Annotated in this window: 16 protein-coding genes; 8 read left to right on the top strand and 8 right to left on the bottom strand. The window is 70.5% G+C overall.

The features are described 5' to 3' along the window. Nucleotides 1–208 precede the first annotated feature (208 nt). Nucleotides 209–436, top strand: a complete 228-nt coding sequence (locus ACQP1V_RS11410) for a DUF7455 domain-containing protein (protein WP_066943177.1) — start codon at nt 209–211, stop codon at nt 434–436. A 95-nt stretch (nt 437–531) separates the two neighbouring features. Here ACQP1V_RS11410 and ACQP1V_RS11405 read toward each other — a convergent pair whose 3' ends face one another. Next, complete coding sequence (locus ACQP1V_RS11405) at nt 532–1,248, bottom strand: GNAT family N-acetyltransferase (protein ID WP_433421800.1); 717 nt, start codon at nt 1,246–1,248, stop codon at nt 532–534. Nucleotides 1,249–1,442: 194 nt separating this feature from the next. Between ACQP1V_RS11405 and ACQP1V_RS11400 the strand changes: the two genes are divergently transcribed. Next, nucleotides 1,443–2,201 (top strand): YaaA family protein, encoded by a 759-nt coding sequence (locus tag ACQP1V_RS11400; protein WP_067130752.1) that lies wholly within the window; start codon nt 1,443–1,445, stop codon nt 2,199–2,201. Between the two features lie 177 nt (nt 2,202–2,378). On the opposite strand, the gene ACQP1V_RS11395 is transcribed toward ACQP1V_RS11400, so the two are convergent. The 3 genes from ACQP1V_RS11395 to ACQP1V_RS11385 all read right to left on the bottom strand — a co-directional run bounded on the left by ACQP1V_RS11395 (nt 2,379) and on the right by ACQP1V_RS11385 (nt 7,245). Next, a complete protein-coding gene (locus ACQP1V_RS11395) occupies nt 2,379–4,028 on the bottom strand; it encodes an RNA polymerase sigma factor (RefSeq protein ID WP_433421796.1) in 1,650 nt (549 codons plus the stop codon). A gap of 219 nt (nt 4,029–4,247) precedes the next feature. Next, nucleotides 4,248–6,338, bottom strand: coding sequence for a SpoIIE family protein phosphatase (locus tag ACQP1V_RS11390; RefSeq protein ID WP_433421793.1), 2,091 nt, complete (start codon nt 6,336–6,338; stop codon nt 4,248–4,250). Nucleotides 6,339–6,678: 340 nt separating this feature from the next. Then, on the bottom strand, nt 6,679–7,245 hold the full coding sequence (locus tag ACQP1V_RS11385; RefSeq protein ID WP_387412648.1) for an HhH-GPD-type base excision DNA repair protein: 567 nt from the start codon (nt 7,243–7,245) through the stop codon (nt 6,679–6,681). 129 nt (nt 7,246–7,374) lie between these two features. Between ACQP1V_RS11385 and ACQP1V_RS11380 the strand changes: the two genes are divergently transcribed. Together ACQP1V_RS11380 and ACQP1V_RS11375 are read left to right on the top strand one after the other, a co-directional pair. Further along, a complete protein-coding gene (locus ACQP1V_RS11380) occupies nt 7,375–7,617 on the top strand; it encodes a hypothetical protein (protein ID WP_387412650.1) in 243 nt (80 codons plus the stop codon). A gap of 146 nt (nt 7,618–7,763) precedes the next feature. After that, a complete protein-coding gene (locus tag ACQP1V_RS11375) occupies nt 7,764–9,335 on the top strand; it encodes a hypothetical protein (protein WP_433421789.1) in 1,572 nt (523 codons plus the stop codon). A gap of 186 nt (nt 9,336–9,521) precedes the next feature. Here the strand turns inward: ACQP1V_RS11375 and ACQP1V_RS11370 are convergent, their stop codons facing one another. The 3 genes from ACQP1V_RS11370 to ACQP1V_RS11360 form a co-directional block, all read right to left on the bottom strand. Next, nucleotides 9,522–11,246, bottom strand: coding sequence for an ABC transporter family substrate-binding protein (locus tag ACQP1V_RS11370; protein WP_433421787.1), 1,725 nt, complete (start codon nt 11,244–11,246; stop codon nt 9,522–9,524). A gap of 131 nt (nt 11,247–11,377) precedes the next feature. Beyond that, nucleotides 11,378–13,720, bottom strand: coding sequence for an AAA family ATPase (locus tag ACQP1V_RS11365; protein WP_433421784.1), 2,343 nt, complete (start codon nt 13,718–13,720; stop codon nt 11,378–11,380). Nucleotides 13,721–13,778: 58 nt separating this feature from the next. Further along, complete coding sequence (locus tag ACQP1V_RS11360) at nt 13,779–14,216, bottom strand: hypothetical protein (RefSeq protein ID WP_433421781.1); 438 nt, start codon at nt 14,214–14,216, stop codon at nt 13,779–13,781. Between the two features lie 204 nt (nt 14,217–14,420). On the opposite strand from ACQP1V_RS11360, the gene ACQP1V_RS11355 reads away from it, so the two are divergent. After that, the gene (locus tag ACQP1V_RS11355; protein ID WP_433421778.1) at nt 14,421–16,037 is read left to right on the top strand and encodes an MFS transporter; all 1,617 of its coding nucleotides are present in this window, start codon (nt 14,421–14,423) and stop codon (nt 16,035–16,037) included. A gap of 82 nt (nt 16,038–16,119) precedes the next feature. After that, the gene (locus tag ACQP1V_RS11350; RefSeq protein WP_433421775.1) at nt 16,120–16,929 is read left to right on the top strand and encodes a DoxX family protein; all 810 of its coding nucleotides are present in this window, start codon (nt 16,120–16,122) and stop codon (nt 16,927–16,929) included. Between the two features lie 50 nt (nt 16,930–16,979). On the opposite strand, the gene ACQP1V_RS11345 is transcribed toward ACQP1V_RS11350, so the two are convergent. Further along, nucleotides 16,980–17,225: a hypothetical protein gene (locus ACQP1V_RS11345; protein ID WP_067130728.1), complete on the bottom strand. Its 246-nt coding sequence runs from the start codon at nt 17,223–17,225 to the stop codon at nt 16,980–16,982. 235 nt (nt 17,226–17,460) lie between these two features. Here ACQP1V_RS11345 and ACQP1V_RS11340 point away from each other — a divergent pair, with 235 nt between their 5' ends. Further along, nucleotides 17,461–17,901 carry a hypothetical protein gene (locus ACQP1V_RS11340; RefSeq protein WP_433421772.1) on the top strand — a complete coding sequence of 147 codons (441 nt, stop codon included), beginning with the start codon at nt 17,461–17,463 and terminating at the stop codon, nt 17,899–17,901. 78 nt (nt 17,902–17,979) lie between these two features. Further along, a complete protein-coding gene (locus ACQP1V_RS11335) occupies nt 17,980–18,165 on the top strand; it encodes a hypothetical protein (protein ID WP_067130722.1) in 186 nt (61 codons plus the stop codon). Nucleotides 18,166–18,176: the final 11 nt, after the last annotated feature.

The raw sequence follows: 18,176 nt of genomic DNA, 5'->3' as shown, positions 1-18,176 counted from the left end.
TACCGTCCATCAGCTTTTTACGGGTACTAAGCTTGCCAGGCTCGGGACGATCTCCTGACCTTCCGATGTGATCCGGACCACTTTCCAGATCATTCCGCTCTCGGCGTAGTGGCGGGGCGATTGGGAACGTCCGCATCCGGTTAGATGTTGTCCCAAGTGACTGACGCCAACGTCCCCACAGCAGGTGGGGTGACCCGAAAGGCGATACGTGACTGGAGCTCTCGCCCCCGCCAAGCCGCTGACCGCCCTGGACCGCTGCGACCGTTGCGGCGCCCAGGCCTACATCCGCGCGACCCTGCCCGTGGGAGGGGAGTTGCTCTTCTGCGCTCACCACGGACGTCAGCACGCCAGCGTGCTGCGTGACAAGGGTGCCGAGATCCAGGACGAGTCGGCCCGACTGAGTGAATCCCCCGCGTCCGCCACGAGCGAGCGCTGACCCGATAGACGGCGATGCCGGGAGCGGTCCTCGCGGACCGCTCCCCGCGCGTCACCGCCGTTTCTTCCCCGCTTCCCCGTCCCCGATCTTCCCCATCAGCGGACGCGGTAGTGGTAACGGGCGGCCACCGTGAAGCCTGCCCGCTCATACAGTGCGCGAGCCTCTTGGTTCGCCTCCGTGACAACCAGATAGGCCCGGCTCGCGCCCGCCTCCGCGCCCCAGCCGAGCAGGCCGCGCAGCACCGACGCGCCCAGCCCGCGCCGCCTGGCCTCGGGCACCACGGCCATACAGTAGATCCCGAGCCACTCCCCCTGAAGCACGCCCCGGCCCACCGCCGCCGCGCCCAGCGACGCGTACGCCGCGGGCACGCCGGTCAGGATCCGCGCCGCCCACGCCTTGGCGGAGATGTCCTGGCCCTCCGGATGCCTGCCCCCGTCCACCCGCCACCAGGTGTCCAGCCACTCGGGAGACGGCTCGGACGCGAGCGCCGGGCCCGCCGCCCCTTCCACCGATACCGACGGCCGGGCCATCACCAGGGTGGGATCGACCAGCCGGTAGCCACGGGACTCCAGCTCCTCGTCCAGGCCGGGTGTGGCTCCGGCGCCGATGGAGAACACGCACGACCGGCCGAGATCCGCGTAGAACGCCTGCGCCTCGTCGATCGCCTTCCCCAGATCGGTACGATCGCCCAGCGCCAGGACCGAGTTGGCCCGCTTGGTCACCCCGCCCGCGTGCCGGTAGACCCAGTCGCCGGCGGCCACCCGATACGGGGCCGGCCACGCCTGGTCCACGAGAAGGTCGAATTCGGACATGGGCGCGACCTTATCCCAGGCCCCGACCCGCTCCGTCCGCACCGGGCCGGCCCCCTCCCCCGCCGTGACGCAGCGCTCCCATCGGCCCCCAGCAGCCGCCAGGCCGATCCGCCCGCCACCCAGCCGTCCCCGGTGGCCACTCGTTATCCACAGGCGCCCGTGGGACCGGCCGGCGCCGTCGCTAGGCTGAGGACGTGCTGATCCTGCTGCCGCCCTCCGAAGGAAAGGCGTCCCGGGGTGACGGACCCGTGCTCGACCTCGACACCCTCGGCTTCCCCGAGCTGACCTCCCCCCGGGAGAAGGTGCTCGACGCCCTCGTCACGCTCTGTCACACCCCCGACGCCCGGGCCGTGCTCGGCCTGTCCGAGAGGCAGCTCGACGAGATCGGCAGGAACCGCGACCTGCACGACGCCCCCACCCTCACCGCCGCCGAGCTGTACACCGGTGTGCTCTACGACAACCTCGGCCTCGCCACGCTGGCCCCGGACGCACGGAGACGGGCGGACCTGCGCGTCGTCGTCTTCTCCGGACTGTGGGGCGCGCTCCGGCTGACCGACCGCGTCCCGCCGTACCGGCTCTCGATGGCCCGCGCGCTCCCGCCGATGGGTGGCCTGGCCGCGTTCTGGCGCCCCTTCCTCACCGCGGCCCTCGGCCCGCTGCCCGGCCTGATCGTGGACATGCGCTCCGCGCCGTACGCGCAGGCCTGGCCGGCCGGCGAGCGCGCGGTGGCCGTACGGGTGCTGAAAGAGAGCGCCGGCAGACGCACGGTGGTGAGCCACATGGCCAAGGCCACCAGGGGCGTGGTGGCCCGATCGCTGGTCGAGGACCCCGGCGAGCCGGGCGATCCGAGAGAGCTGGCCGAGGTCCTCACCGGGCTCGGCCACCGCGCGGAACTGCACCCGGCTCCCCGTCCGGGCAAGCCATGGACCCTGGATATCGTGATCGATTCGTGATCACATTCAGCCGACCGCGTGCCCGGCGTGTCGAGCCGGAGACCTCGTGCCATCGGGAGTACGACGGAAACGCGGAACGGCCCCGCCCTCCGATGAGGAGAGCGGGGCCGCTCACGTGGCCGCGCTGGAACGCGACCGGGGTCCAGTTCCGCCGGTGCCCGCGCTGCGGGAGGCGTCCTAGTCCAGGTAGTCGCGGAGCACCTGAGACCGCGACGGGTGACGCAGCTTGGACATGGTCTTCGACTCGATCTGGCGGATCCGCTCGCGGGTCACGCCGTAGACCTTGCCGATCTCGTCCAGGGTCTTCGGCTGGCCGTCCGTGAGACCGAAGCGCATCGACACGACACCCGCCTCCCGCTCGGACAGCGTGTCCAGAACGGAGTGGAGCTGCTCCTGGAGCAGCGTGAAGCTGACGGCGTCGGCCGGCACGATGGCCTCGGAGTCCTCGATGAGGTCACCGAACTCGCTGTCACCCTCCTCACCCAGGGGGGTGTGCAGGGAGATCGGCTCGCGCCCGTACTTCTGCACCTCGATGACCTTCTCAGGGGTCATGTCGAGCTCGCGGGCCAGCTCCTCGGGCGTGGGCTCGCGGCCGAGGTCCTGCAGCATCTGCCGCTGGACCCGAGCCAGCTTGTTGATCACTTCGACCATGTGGACCGGGATGCGGATGGTCCGCGCCTGGTCCGCCATGGCACGCGTGATCGCCTGCCGGATCCACCAGGTGGCGTACGTGGAGAACTTGTAGCCCTTGGTGTAGTCGAACTTCTCGACCGCGCGGATGAGGCCGAGGTTGCCCTCCTGGATCAGGTCCAGGAAGAGCATGCCGCGCCCGGTGTAGCGCTTGGCCAGCGAGACCACGAGGCGGAGGTTGGCCTCCAGCAGGTGGTTCTTCGCCCGGCGGCCGTCCTCGGCGATCCACTCCAGCTCGGCGCGGACGTCGACCGGAAGCTGCTCACCGTCGCTGGCGAGCTGCTCCTCGGCGAACAGGCCCGCCTCGATGCGCTTGGCGAGCTCCACCTCCTGCTCGGCGTTGAGCAGGGGGACCTTGCCGATCTGCTTGAGATAGTCCTTGACCGGGTCGGCGGTGGCGCCGGCGGCCGCGACCTGGGCCACCGGAGCGTCGTCGTCATCGTCGGTGAGGATGAGGACCTCGTCCTCGGACTGGACGGTGGGCGCCGCCTTCTCCTCGCCGTCACCCTCGGTTTCGGCTTCGGTGTCCGTGTCGGAGTCGGCTTCGATCTCGACGTCGTCCACGTCGATCTCGAAGTCCTCGATCTCGACGTCACCCTCGAGCTCGATGTCCTCATCGTCGTCGGCTGCGTCGGACGACTTGGGCTTCGGCTCCGCTTTGACGGGCTTGGAGTCGGGCCCGGCGGCGGGCGCCCCGGGCTTGGGCTTGGTCGCGGGCGCCGCGGTCTTCTTGGCCGGAGCGGCCTTCTTCGCGGCGGGCCGCTTCGGCGCGGGCGCGGGCGCGGGATCAGCCGAGCCGGTCACCACGGCGGTGACGGTCTCCGGCTGCGCCTCCTTGGCTGCGGCGGACTTGGTGGTCTTCTTGACCGGGGAGGAGGTGCGGCGCTTTGCTTGGCCACGAGACCGCTTGGGCGCCGCGGCGGCATCGGCCGCGGTGACCACGACGGTCACACCCTCCTTGCTGAGGCTGCGCAGGAATCCAGCGGCGTGCGACAGCGGGATGTCCGCTTCCTCGAAGGCCCTGCGGACATCCTCGGACTCGAGGAAACCCTGCGAGCGCCCACGCTCGAGGAGCTGCTGAATCACTGGCTCGTTCAGCTCCGACGGCTTCGAGCGAGTCGAACTTGCAGGCGACACGAACACCTCTCGAACGAACGCATGGCGAGAATGGACCCAGATGGTTGCTTCTTTTCCGATGGTGAGGCCGCGCGGACCGCGACATGCCATTGTGACACGCCACGGCGGTCCATACGGCCACCTCCGGCCGGTTGCCTTCCCACCCTAGGCCGACCGAGACAGTAGTGCGTACGGATGAGGGGGACCGATACCCGAAAGCAACCGTTATGACTGTTTCATTCAGTCACTCTTCGTGGCTGGAGGTACGTGGACCGCGAGCACGGTCACGTCGCCATCCTGCTCATACCCGGACAGCATCCGATCTACCAGGAAATCCAGCAACATGTGGGGACTTGCCACAACTTCGGGCGGTGCCTCGGCCACGACGTTCGACAGATCCCGCAGTCCGGCGTCCAGCCCGCGCTTCCGGTTCTCAACCAAACCGTCGGAGTACAGCACCGCGGTGTGACCCGGCGGGACACAGAACCTGAACTGCTTGCGGCTGGTCGCCCAGCCCAGCGGCGTGCCGGGCTCGGTCTCGTGCAGCACCGCCACGCCCTGCGGCGACACCAGCAGCGGTGGCGGGTGACCGGCCAGCGCCAGCGTGCCCTCACCGGTGCCCGGCTCGACCACCATGTAGGCGAGCGTCGTGACCTGCTCTTCGTCTTCGGTAGCCTCGAAGACCCGGTCCAGGCCGGTGAGCACCGCGGCCGGCGGCGGGTTGGTCAGCGCCAGCGCCCGCATGGCGTTGCGGATCCGGCCCATGCCCGCGGCGGCCTTGACGCCCTTGCCCATGACGTCGCCGAGCACGGCCGCGACCCGGCCGTCCTGCAGGACGAACGCGTCGTACCAGTCGCCGCCGACCTGTACGTGCCGGGAACCGGATCGGAAGCGCTGGGCCAGGACCAGCCCGCCCACCACGGGCAGGTTGTCGGGAAGGAGACTCCGCTGCAGCGTCTCGGCGGTCTTGTGCTCGCGCTCGAAGAGCGTCGCCCGCTCCACGGCGAGCGCGCACTGCCCGGCGAGTGCCTCCAGGAAGACTCCGTCCTCCTGCGAGATCTTCTGCGGGCGGTTGAACGAGAACCGCAGCGCGCCGAGCGCCCGGCCGGCCGCGAGCAGCGGCAGGCCGACCCAGGCCCGCTCGCCGGTGCCGTCGAGGAACTCGGTGACCCGCTCGTCGTCGGCGCCCGCCTCGACGAGCTGGTTACGCAGGCTCTGCTGCGACTCGGCGAACACCGGACGCCGGCTGTTCACCGCCATGGTCATCATGCTGGTGGTGGACAACGCGATCTCGTCGCCCGAGATCCCGGGCGCGTCGGGGACGCCCCCGCTGTTGATCACCTTCAGGCTGGCGCGGTCCTGGTCCAGCAGTGCCACGCCCGAATGGTCGGCGGCGAGGGCCGTACGGCCGACGTCGATGATGACCTGGACCACCTGCTCGACGGTGAGCGCCTCGGCCAGCTGGGCCGTGGCGCCCTGGAGCCGGGCGGTGCGCAACGCGGCGGCGCCGAGCTGGTCGGTGAGCCTGCCGCGCATCTCCTCGGCCTCGCGCTGCGGCGTGACGTCGGAGTTCGCGCCCACCCACTCGATCACGCGGCCGTGCCGGATGATCGGGACGGCGCGCACCTCGAAGTGCCGGTAGCCGCTGGCCCGGGTGCGCACCCGGAAGCTCCACTCGAACATGGTCCGGCCGCGCAGCGCCTCCCGCCACGCCTCCTCGGCGCCGGTGCGGTCGTCGGGATGGACGGCGTCCAGCCAGCCGTGGGCCAGATACTCCTCCAGGCCCTGGCCGGTGACCGCACGCCACTGCGGGGCGTCCTCGACCGCGACACCGCTGGGAGAGGTGATCCACACGAGCTGCTGCTGGGACTCGACCAGCGAGCGGTAACGCTCCTCGCTGCGCCGCAGCTCCTCCTCGGTCTGCTGGCGCTCGGTCAGGTCGACGCCGAAGAGCGCGGTGCCGAGGAGCAGGTCGTCCTCGCGCATGGGGAAGAACGACACCGCCCAGTGCCGGGTGTCGCCGTTCTCGGCGCGGGTCCGGATGCGCTGGTCGGTGACGGGGAGGCCCTCGCCCCCGATCCTGCGCAGAGCCGAATCGATCATGGTCGCGAGATCGGCCGACAGCAGCTCGGCGGGCGTCATCTCCAGATGCCGCTCGACAGGGTGGCCGGTCAGCTCTGTAAAGGTCGAATTGACACGGACAAATCGCCCGGACGCGTCAAAGAATGCGAAAGCGAAGGGGGCCTCGGACATGAGGCCACGGAAGAGGCCGGAGTCTGAGATGTCCAAACCCGACTCCCGGGGACGGGGCACGGAGGTTTCGGCGCTCACGGTCGGCACCTCCGTCGCGTGCCAGGGTCTCCCACGAGGCACATCTCCATAACTGTGATTTACGGTCGTGTCCTGATCTCTGCCTACCGTGTGACGCCGGTTCCGCGCCAAACGGCCTGGTCATGCCCGCGGCCGTGCACAACCCCGTGATGCTCCCCTCCTCCGCTCCAGGACGCACCCGTCGGGCCGCAAGTCGCTACCGCAAGATCCATAAGACACTCCCTGTAGCGCAGGATCTGCCCTACATCATCGGCGATGGGCATACGCGGACGGAAGCCCCGCCCGGCATGCGGTCAACGCATCCTGTCAAAAGGCGCCATCTCGCGCAGCAGGATCGGGCTTACTTCTTGGCGGACCTCTTCGCTTCCTGCTTGGCCGCCCGCACCATACCGAGGCTCGCGGGGTCGACCACGTCGGCGACGGACAGGTGCACACCCTCGGCGCCGTACGACCCGGCGGCCTCGCGCCAGCCTGGCGGGCGAACCCCGAGCTGCTTACCGAGCAGCGCGAGGAAGATCTGTGCCTTCTGCTTGCCGAACCCGGGCAGCGCCAGCAGGCGGCGTAGCAACTCGGCACCGTCGTCGACATCCTCCCACACCCGGTCGGCCGAGCCATCGTAATGCTCGACCAGATAGGCGGCCAGAGCCTGGATCCGGCCCGCCATGGAGCCCGGATACCGATGGACGGCCGGCCTGGCTGCCAGCAGTGCCGCGAACTCCGAAGGATCATAGGAGGCGATCTCCCGCGCGTCCAGATCATGCCCAAGCCGGTCGGCGATGGTACGCGGACCGGCGAACGCCCACTCCATGGGGATCTGCTGATCAAGCAGCATGCCGACGAGCAGCGCCAGGGAGCTCCGACTGAGCAGTTCGTCGGCGTCCTGGCGCTGGGCGAGCTGGATACGCATGGGGACAGCTTTGCACGGAGCTTCGTGAGGGGTTGACACGTCTGCGGAAAGTTATGGAATGAAAGCGGCCGGTCCCTGTCATTTCCGGCGCAGAGACCGCCGGGTGGTCACTCAGCAAGGAATGTGACGATGCCAGCACTCGCCACACGGGTCGGCGGCCGCGCGCCGGCGCCCCTGCTCGAACCGGTCAGCGCCCGGCTGGCCGCGGAGTTCTGCACCATACCCGCGGAAAGGGTGAGCCGCTGTGTCGCGGACGTGTGGGCCTGCACCGAGCATCTCGGGCTGCCCGCCACACCGGCGACGGTCGAGTGGATCGCGCGCGAGCACCTGCTCGCCCTGGTGAACTCGGCGCCGCCTTCCCGGGCGGAATAGGGCCGCCCGTATAACAGGGAAGTCACCGGGCCGTGTTCCGGATGCCGATCGGGCCGGGAATGCGAGAAGGTGGGTTCCGTGAGCGAGCTCCCCGACAGTCACCGCAGGCCGGGCTCGCCCGCGCCCGCACGCGGCGGGGCGGCCCGATGAGGGGGCGCAGGCGGCGCGATCCCCGGGAGACGCAGACCCCGGACGACGTCTTCGCCGAGATGCTTCTCGCGGCGCGCGAGCTGCTCGCCGTACGGAGCCCGCTGGACGCGGAGCTCATGGTGTCGGACATGCTGGGTGCCTGGTGGGGCCGGCGGCTGCGCGGCGGCGACGTCGAGCAGATCCTCGGCGAGGGCCTGGTCGACTACGCCGCCAAGGCCGGCACGCCCGCCGCCCTCACCCTGCTGATCTCCGTCGCCTACCTCGGCACCGCCCGCCAGGCCGCCAAGGCCGAGGGCGCCGCCCTCGCCCTGATGGAGTCCGACGTCGCCCGCCCCCGGTGGGCCGACCGGGTGGGCACGGTGAAGCCGGCCGGGTGCTACGTGTCCAGGGACATCTACGGCGACCAGGACACGGTGGTGTGCACCTTCGCCTACAACGGCGAGGACACGCACGCCCTGGTCGTGGTCGTCGACTACAACATGCGCGGCATGGCCCGCGACGCCTGGGTCTCCTCACAGGTGGACAAGCTGCTGGAACAGGCCAGGCTGGAGGCGGCGGTCAACCCCATGCTCCGGTTCGAGGAGATCGAGCCGCAGCAGGCGCGGGCACTGATGGAGTTCGCCATGAAGGCGACGCGGGACTCGCTCAGCCGCGACCGCCGGAACGCTCCGCGGCTTGTCAGCGACGGCTACAGCGCCTACCACGCGTTCGCCCGCTCGCGGATCAAGGCGCTTCCGCCCGGTCGCAAGCGTCCCGCGCCGCCGCACAGCGAGGCGCCGTACAGCAGGGACCGGCGGGCGATGCTCGCGGCCGAGTTCCTCGCCTCCGACGCGGCGGAGAACCTCTCCGACCCGTCGGCGGCGTCCCGGTGCGCCGACCACATCATCGACTACGGGTGCGACCAGGACCTCGGACGGCCGCTGCGGGTGAGCCCGGTCAAGTGCGAGACGTTCCTGCTGGACTGGCTGCCGCGGAAGGTGATGCTGCGGCCGGCCGAGCAGGAGGCCATGCCGCACGCGCTGGCAGCGTGGGTCCGGTTCGCCGGGCCGCGCACCGGCCTGCCGGAGCAGGGCATCCGGGCGACGCTGGACGCGGTGTGGGAGGCGACCGCCCGGTTCACCGAGGCGTACCGGGACCCGGCCACCTTCGGGCTGGACCCGGCACTGGTCGAGCGGCTGCTGCCGGACGGCGATTTGTCGGCCCTGGCCCGCCGCGCCTTCGCCTTCCCGCTGCTGCAGGGTGTCCACGGCTCGATCATCCTGGACACGCTGAATCCGGCGGACGAGGGCGACCGCCGGATCCTGCTGGAGATCGATCACGCCGACGAGCGCGACCGGCCCGACTTCGACGAACACCTCGCCTGGCATGAGGAGATCGCGGCCCGGCTCTGGGAGGGCGACCCCCCGCAAATGTGGGAGGCCGCCCAGCGACTGCTGGATCTCGGCCACGAGCGGCATGAGGTGCTGCACCTGCTCATCGAGATCGCCGAGCGGATGGGCGACCACCCCGATGAGCTGGCCGCCGCCCTCGCCGACATCGCCGACATTCCCGACGAGACCTCCCCCTGACCCACCTCGCCCGCCCCCCAGCGTGCCGTGCCAAACAAACACCGCAAGACCAGTGAGTAAGCCTGCGAGGGGCGCGGCGGTGTCTGGACTGAGGAGCGAGTGGGGAGCGAGGAACGAGCGACTCCGAGTGACGAGGGAAGACATCGACTGAAGGCGCCCCGAGCCCGCCGAGCGAAGCGAGGCCATTTAACCCGTGAAGCCGATGTTGGCATACCTCAGGTCGTAGAAGCCGGTGGCGCCGATGTTGGCCAGGGTGGACCTGGCGATCACGGTCTGGGGGCGCTGGAACAGCGGCAGGACCGTGGCCTGCTCCCAGATGAGCCGGTCGGCGGCGTTGAGCTTGGCGGCGGCCTTCGCCTGGTCGAGCTGCGATCCCGCCGCGAACAGCGCGGAGTCGATCTTGGGGCTGCCGGCGCGGCCGAGGTTCGCGTCCCACTGTTTGGCGGCCTGCCGCTTCTCCTCGCGCTTGCCGCCGGAGGACGGGTTGGTCGCGTTGAGGTACACGCCGTAGTTGGCCGACACGGGGAACGGCGAGGCCCCGTAGGCGAAGGAGGCCAGGTCGAACTGCCCGGGGACGAGGTACTTGTCGAAGTAGTCGTCGCCCGGTACGGCGACGACGGCGACCTTCACCCCGATTTTCTCCAGGGACGCGCTTATGACGTCGGCCTCCGTGCGGGCCACCGGCGCGTCGGAGGGGATGAGGAAGCGCAGCGCGAGTTCCTGGCCGTTCTTCTTACGGGTGCCGGCGGTCAGCGTCCAGCCCGCCTGGTCGAGCAGCCGCCCGGCGCGGGCCGGGTCGTATGTGCCGAGCCAGCCCGCGTCGTCCCGGTAGGCACCCTGTCCGTGGACGTAGAAGTGGCTGTTCAGCGGCACCGTCGGCCAGTTCATCCCCTTCAGATCGGCCGAGATGACGGCCTTGCGGTCGATCCCGACGGCGATGGCCTGGCGGACCCGCACGTCGGACAGCGCCGGGCTTTCGGCGTTGAGCGTGACCTGCCGGAAGTCGGTGCTGCCCGCCTGCCGCACCGAGACGGTCGGTTCGCTCTTGCCCCAGTCGTACGCGGTGGGTGACAGGCCGGCGTCGAAGGTGTCCAGATCGCGGCCGCTGTAGGCGTTGACGAGGGCGTTGCCCTGCAGGGCGCGGAACACGATGCGGTCGAGCTTGGCGCGATCGCCCCACCAGGAGGTGTCGCGCGCCAGGGTGATGGTCCTGCCCGCGGGGTCGAGCCCTTCGACCTTGAACGGCCCGGCGGTCACGGGGATGCGGTTGACCCAGCCGGAGTTGAACGCGGTCACGGATTCGTTGGCCGAACGCGGGTAGAGCGGGGAGAACAGTGCCCGCCATTCGCCGAACGGCTCGGCGAAGGTGACCACGACCTCGTGGTCGTTCGCGCCCTTCGTGACGCTCTTGACCGAGTCGTATCCCGACCCGGTGTAGACGCCGTACGCCTTGTCGTGGCCGTTCATGGCCTTCCACTGGGCGGCGTAGTCCTGCCAGGTGATCGGCTTGCCGTCGGACCATTTGGCCTTGGGGTTGAGCGTGTACCTGACGACCTCGTGCGGGGTCTTCTCGGTGACCTTCGCCTGGAGGACGTAGTCGCGGTCGAGCGAGAGGCGCCCCTTCTCGTCGGAGCGGAACGTGATGGGCATGAGGGCGCCGATGACGGCCCACGCCTCGCCGCTGTCGCCGTCCGTCTGGTTGATGTTCCACTGGGCCGGGAAGTCGGACAGGCCCCACTTGAGGGTGCCGCCGTCCTTCACCTTGTCCCGGGCGACCGGGTTGATGTCGTACGCCTTGAGGGAGCCGGTGGTGTGGCTCCCCTGGTCGTCGCCGGAGGACCCGCCCGAGCAGGCTGTCGCGGTCCCCACAACGAGCAGCGTGATCAACGCGGCCAGCTTTCGTGCCTGCACGGCGCTCCTCCCCGATACGGTCGCAGTTTGCATGCTTTATGTAACAGACCGTAATCAGTGAGGCGAGCCTCCGCGCCGTGGGCGGGGACAACCGGGAACCCGCCGTGACGTTCAGGCCGTCGCGGCGCGGGTCAGGAGAGCTCGTCGACGGCGCTGCGCACGTCGTCGCTGATGATCGTGGTCAGCTCGGCGGTGTTGGCCGAGCCCTGCGCGGCCAGCCGCACGTCGCGCCGCATGGCGGCCCGCTCGTAGAGGGAACGGGCGAACCGGCCGTTGCCGAGCCCGTCGATCAGCCCCTCGCGGCAGACCCAGTCGAAGACGTCGGCGAGGTCGCGGCGGGCGGAGGCGTCGAACCTGTCCCCCGCGCGGGCCGCCTGCAGCTCGGCGATCTCGGCCAGCTCGCCCGGCGCGTACGAGGGGAACGCGACGAACTGGTTGAACCGCGAGGCGAGGCCGGGGTTGGTGGCCAGGAAGGCGTCCATCTCCCTCTGGTATCCGGCGAGGACGACGACCAGGCGGTCGCGGTCGTCCTCGGCCCGCTTGAGCAGCGTCTGCACCGCCTCGGCGCCGAAGGCGTCCCCGCCCGCGTACCCGTTGTTGACCAGGCCGTACGCCTCGTCGATGAACAGCACGCCGCCGAGCGCCCGGTCGATCAGCTCGTTGGTCTTGATCGCGGTGGCGCCGAGGTGCTGGCCCACGAGGTCGGCGCGGGACGCCTCGACGACGTCGGGCCGGGCGAGCAGCCCGAGAGCGGAGAAGATCCGGCCCAGGATGCGGGCGACGGTGGTCTTGCCGGTGCCGGGCGGCCCGACGAAGACGAAGTGCCGCATCTGGGACTGGACCGGCAGGCCCTGCTCCTGGCGCATGCGCGCCACCTTGAGCTGAGCGGCGATCGCGTGGACCTGCCGCTTGACGGGTTCGAGGCCCGCCATGGAGTCCAGATCGGCCAGCGCCTCCTCCAAGGTGGGCGTGGCCTGGTATCCGCGGAACCTGGCCGTGATCTCGTTGAACGCCCTGGTGACGTCGTCGGCGGTGGTCGTGACCAGGTCCTCGCCGCGGGGCGCTCCCCCGGCGCTCACCACGCGCACGTCTCTGGCCTGCGCGGCGGCCTCGGCGAGGGTGCGGGCGAAGCGGGCGTTGCCCAGCTCGTCGACCAGCCCGCGCCGGTGGACGTCCTCGAACAGGCCGCGCAGGACGGGACGGGCGTCGGAGGGCAGCCGGTCGCCCCGCCTGGCCTGCAGCGCCTCGGTGATCGACAGCAGCTCGTCCGGGGTGTAGCCGGGGAAGCGCACCCGGGTGGCGAACCGGCTGGAGAGGCCCGGGTTGGAGGAGAGGAAGGCGCCCATCTCCTTCTCGTAGCCGGCCAGCACGATGATCAGCCGGTCGCGGTCGTCCTCGGCCCGCTTGAGCAGCGTCTGCACCGCCTCGGCGCCGAACCGGTCGGGCTGGCCGTCGCCGGAGTTGATCAGCCCGTACGCCTCGTCGATGAACAGCACGCCGCCGAGCGCCCGGTCGATCAGCTCGTTGGTCTTGATCGCGGTGGCGCCGAGGTATTCGCCGACCAGGTCGGCCCGCTGGGCTTCGACCACGAAGGGCGTCTCCAGCAGGCCGAACGCGTAGAAGATCTTGGCGAGGGTGCGCGCGACGCTCGTCTTGCCCGTGCCGGGCGGCCCGACGAAGACGAAGTGCCGCATCGGGGGCTCGTTGGTGAACCCCGCCTCCTTGCGCAGCCGGGCCGCCTCGATGGACGCGGCGATGGCCCGCACCTGCTCTTTGACCGGCTCGAGGCCGATCATCGACTCCAGCTCGCCCAGCGCCTGCTCGACCGTGATCGGCGGCGGCGGGCCCGTCTCGCCGGTGGGGTGCTGGTGCCCGCCCACCCGCAGCCGCTGCCTGACCGGGACGTCGCCGCCCTGATGCGGGACGGCGATGGCCGCGCGCACCCGCCGCGCCAGCGTGAAGCGGTAGACGAGCACCACGCAGGCCGTGCCGTACGCGGCCCAGAGGGCGACGCTGATGGAGACCGGGGAGATCGCGAAGGCCACGACGGCCGCCGGGGCCAGGGCGGCCAGCGTGGTCAGCCACGGAGGCACCCACCGGATGAGATGCGCCGCGCCCGCGACCGGTGCCGCCAGGAACAGCAGCAGGTACGGCTCAACGGCCTGGGCGCCGCCGAAGGCGCCGAGGAACAGCGGGAGCAGCGTCCCCCAGGCGGCGAGGACGAGCGCGGTCGCCGCCGCACGCGGATAGCTGAGCGCGAGCGCGAGGAAGGCCAGCACCACGACCGTGGTGAAGAACGTGGTGAGCAGCGGCCACCCCAGGGCCGCGGCGACGCCGATCGAGGCGATCAGGGTCCCGGTGAAGAGCACGCGCCGCACGAAGGGAGGAAGGTGGAAATAGCGCAGCCGCGCTTGTTCGAACAGATCCCGCGCCCCGGCGCTGCCCGCCGGCTGGGCCCTGTCGGAGTCCCGCATCAACGCCTCCCCGGTTCGCCCCCCGGTTATACCGCACGCGAACGCGCGATGGGTGGATCTAACGTGCTCGGGCCTGGTGGCGGCCGGGGTACTCCCGCACGACGACCCGTTTGGGCGTGATGCGCAGAACATCGCCGGAGGGGACCGCGACCCCGCGCACCTCGGCCCAGAACCGCGGGTCGCCCACGAAGAGGACGGCCCGCGGATCGCGCTCCACCGCCTCCCACGCCTCGTCCCCCGCGATCAGCCTCAGCTCGCCCGACGCGCTCACCGAGGTCACCGCGCCGACCGCGAGTGCCCGCGGGCAGCCCCGCTGGGTGTAGGCGAGCACGACGCTCCTCGAATAGGTGGCGGCGTGCCGTACGGCGTCGCTGACGCCCGGCGGGGGCGAGGCGTCGCCGGGGAGCCGCCTCCCGCGTGACTCGCACAGGATCAGCGCGGAGCGCCAGGGGCCGGGAGCGGCGCGGGACGTGATCTCGGGCGAGGTTCCCGGCACGGTCGTGGTCCTGGTAGCGGGCGTGATCCGGGTCCTCGATGTCGCTCCCCACTCCCGCATGATCGGTTGCCGAGCAGGGGTTGCCTAGATGCCGGATATATACCTATATCTCGCTAGAAAGCGCAATGCCGGAAGCTGCTGAGGGATCTACCGGGAATGGCCTAAGCTGCGACGCATGTTCCACCAGGCCGGCGGATTCCGCCCATGATCGTCGTGGGGGTCGGGACGCGGTCCCGCGCCGTTTCCGCCGCCGCGCGTCACGCGAGCCGGTGGGCCGTTCTCGCGTTACTCTGCTTCAGCCTGCTGCTCATCGCGGTGGACGCGACCGTGCTCCACATCGCGGTGCCCGCGCTGACCGCGGCGCTCGAACCGTCCGCCGTCGAGCTGCTGTGGATCATCGACATCTACTCGCTCGTGGTCGCGCCGCTGCTCGTCACCTTCGGCACGCTCGGCGACCGGTACGGCAGGCGCCGCCTGGTGCTGGCCGGCTACGTCGTCTTCGGGCTGGCCTCGCTCTCCGCCGCGTTCGCCGAGACGCCGCTGGCGCTGATCATGTCGCGCGCCTTCCTCGGCGTCGGAGGCGCGATGATCATGCCGGCAACGCTGTCGATCATCCGCGAGGTCTTCACCGACCGTAAGGAACGCGCGATCGCCCTCGGCGTCTGGAGCGCGGTCGCCGCCGCGGGCGCCGCCGTCGGCCCGCTGGTGGGCGGCGTCCTCGTCGAGCACTTCTGGTGGGGCGCGGTCTTCCTCATCAACGTGCCACTGCTGATCGTGGCGCTCCCCCTCGCCGTACGGCTGCTGCCTCCGTCGCGAAACAGGTCCGGCCACCCGTGGGACGTACTGAGCGCCGTCCTGTCCACGCTCGGCATCCTCGCCATCGCGTTCGGGCTCAAGGAGGCCGGGTACGGGCACATGATCGGCCGCGGACCCGCGCTGGCCGTCGCCCTGCTCGGGATCGCCCTGCTCACCTGGTTCGTACGGCGGCAGCGGCAGCTGGAATACCCGCTGCTCGACATCGCGCTCTTCGCCCGGCGCGGCTTCGCCACCGGCGTCGCCTGCGTGCTGCTGGCGATCTTCGCACTCGTGGGGCTGGAGCTGCTGCTCGCGCAGTATCTCCAGCTCGTCCTCGGGCTCTCCCCGCTGTCGGCGGGCGTCCGGATGCTGCCGCTGATGATCGCGGCCGTCGCGGGCGGGCTGGCGGCGGCGCACGTGCTCCAGCGGATCGGACTGCGAGCCACGATGAGCGGCGGCCTCGCGCTCACCACGATCTCGCTGGCGCCCGTGCTCACCTGGGGGGTCGAGCAGAGTCCGGGGATGCTCGCCGTCTGCTTCATCGGGATCGGGTTCGGCGTCGAGGTCGCGCTGCTCGCCGCCTCCGACACGATCATGGCGGCCGTCCCCGAGTCACGGGCGGGCGGCGCGGCGTCGATCGAGGAGACGGCCTACGAGCTGGGCGCCGGTCTCGGCATCGCCGTCCTCGGCACGATCACCACGATGGTCTACGCCCCGGCGCTCGGCGTGGTCCCCGGCGTACCCGGCGACCTGATGAGCGAGGCCAGGGAGTCGCTGGCGGCCGCGGCGCACGTCGCCGTCCAGATCGGCGGCGCCCCGGGCGCGGCCCTGCTCGGCGCGGCCCGCCTCGCGTTCATCACCGCCCTGCACCGCACGGTCGTGGTCAGCGTGATCCTGCTCGGGCTCACCGCCCTGGCCGCGGCCGTGTTCATCTCCAGGGAGGCCGCGGCCGGTCACTGCGCCGACGAGCCGGAGGAAGCGGCGACGCCGGAGAGGTCGGAGAGCTCACCCCGGCCGTCATCGTGACGGGCGGCGCCACGGGTCTGAGGTCGATCCTTATGGGCAGATGTCTGGGCAATCGTCACCCGTCTCCCCAGAATGGGGAAGCGTGAAGCGAACCCTCCACGACGTGGCCTCGCTGGCGGCCCGGTTGGGCGTCGGCGGCATCTTCTTCGCGAACGGCTGGGAGAAGCTGGAAGCGGGCCTCAACGCGACCGGTGCCCAGTTCTCCGAGCTGGGCGCTCCCCTGCCGTCGGTATGGGCCGCGGCGACCATGCTCATCGAACTTGTCGGCGGCGCGCTGCTGGTGGCGGGCCTCGCCGTGTCGTTCGTCGGCCTGCTGCTGTTCGCCGAGGCGGTCGCCGTCTTCGTCATCACCACCGGGCACAGCGGCATGCCGCTGACCGGCGGAGACGTAAAGATCATCGTCGCGCTGGGCGCGGCGTCCGTGCTGCTCTCGGTCGGCGGGGCCGGGCGCGTCTCACTCGATCACATGGTCGTCATCAAGCGCCGAGAGGCCGAGGCGGCGGACGAGTTCGCCGCGGACAAGGAGGCGGACGCCGTCATCGCCGCGCTGCGCGACCCTGCGGAGGGGCCCAGGGCGATCCCTCCGGCGGCCGCGCCCGGCGAGGCCGTCGCGCCCCCGGGGGACGCCGCGTCGCGAGGAGCGGGCCCCGCCACCGCGGCGACCGCGGCGGCGGATACGGCACCCGACGCGGCGCCGGAGGCCGCACGGAACGCCGGACAGGGCGCCCCGGCCAAGGCGCGGACGCGCCGTACGAAGCGTGCACGGGACGAGGCCGCCGAGAGCCGGAGCGAGCCGGGATCCAGTCCCGAGTCGAGCTCTGGTCCTGAACCGGGCTCCGGCCCCGAGCCCGGCGACAGCCTGGTCGCCGGGCGGCGCCCCGGGGCATCCTGACCCTGGCGGGCCGACGACCCGCTGCCGGTGATCGCGCCCGCCGCGGGCGATCAGATCGCCGCGCCGACCTTGTCCACGATCTGGGTGGCGCCCAGTTCGCGCGCGCAGTGGGCGCAGCAGCAGATGCGGCCGTTGACGTCGACGCCGTGGCCCACAACGCGGCAGCCGCAGTGCTCGCACACCGGGGCCATCCTGGTGATCGCGCATTCGAAGCTGTCGAAGGTGTGCACCGCCCCCTGCGCGTGCACCTCGAAGCTCAGGTCGTAGTCGTTTCCGCAGACTTCACAAGCCGCCATGTTTCCCCCCGAATCTGGTGCTTGCTTTCGTCTACCCCCGCGACCGCGTCGATCACCACACATATTGGTCAATCTCCCCCAAGATCCCCAAAAACCCCCGAAGGAAGGACATAAGCCACCATTTTCGGATCTTCCGTATAGATCCTTTACAGACGCCCGTCCGGGTCGAAATACTCGTCGGTGCTCAAGATCGGCCACCCCTCGGGGTGGCCTCCCCTTCGAGGATTGGAACCGGATGATCAAGTTCGTCAAGGCGGGGGCCCTGACGCTCGGCGCGATCACGGCCGTCGCACTCCTGCCTGCCGCCGCCGAGGCGGCGTCGCCGCAGAGCATCTGCGGCGCCGGGTACACGCTCGTCAAGGACGGATCGCGCGCGATCAAGACAAAGAAGGGCGAGCAGCTCGCCGTCACCCACCTCCTCTACAACGGGAGGACCGGTAAGAACTGCGCCGTCACGATCAAGACGATGTACATCGGCAAGCCGAGCTACACCTACGTCGGGCTCAACGTGGAGAACGGAACCGATGCCGGCGAGGGGGCCTGGTTTGACCGGTACGCCGGCCCGATATACGTGAACGCCCGCCACAAGTGCGTGAGGTACTCGGGCAAGGCGAGCTCCCCGGACGGCAAGAAGAAGGCGTTCGGCGGCCGGGACAAGTTCGACAACTGCGGATGACCATAAAGCTGCTCTTAATCCCTTTTGTCCGAATTTGGGGTAACATCGGGGGCTAATTGACGCGAAAGGGATGCCCCCATGACCAGATTCGTTCATGTGATGCCACTCGACGATGTCATCGGTCATGAGGGCAGCCCCGACTGCGTCTGCGGACCGGGCGGCCAGCCGGTGGAGACGCTCGCCACTCGCGAGCCCGTCGGCATGATCTACCACCACCACGCCGTCCACCCCTGCTCCCTCTGGGAGGCCTCCGCCGAGGTCTGACCTCGGCGGAG

Origin of the sequence: Microtetraspora malaysiensis, assembly GCF_050947145.1 — a bacterium.
Classification (GTDB): Bacteria; Actinomycetota; Actinomycetes; order Streptosporangiales; family Streptosporangiaceae; genus Microtetraspora_A; species Microtetraspora_A malaysiensis.
Note: the sequence above shows the minus strand (reverse complement) of the source record. Positions and strands in the feature narration are given on the sequence as shown.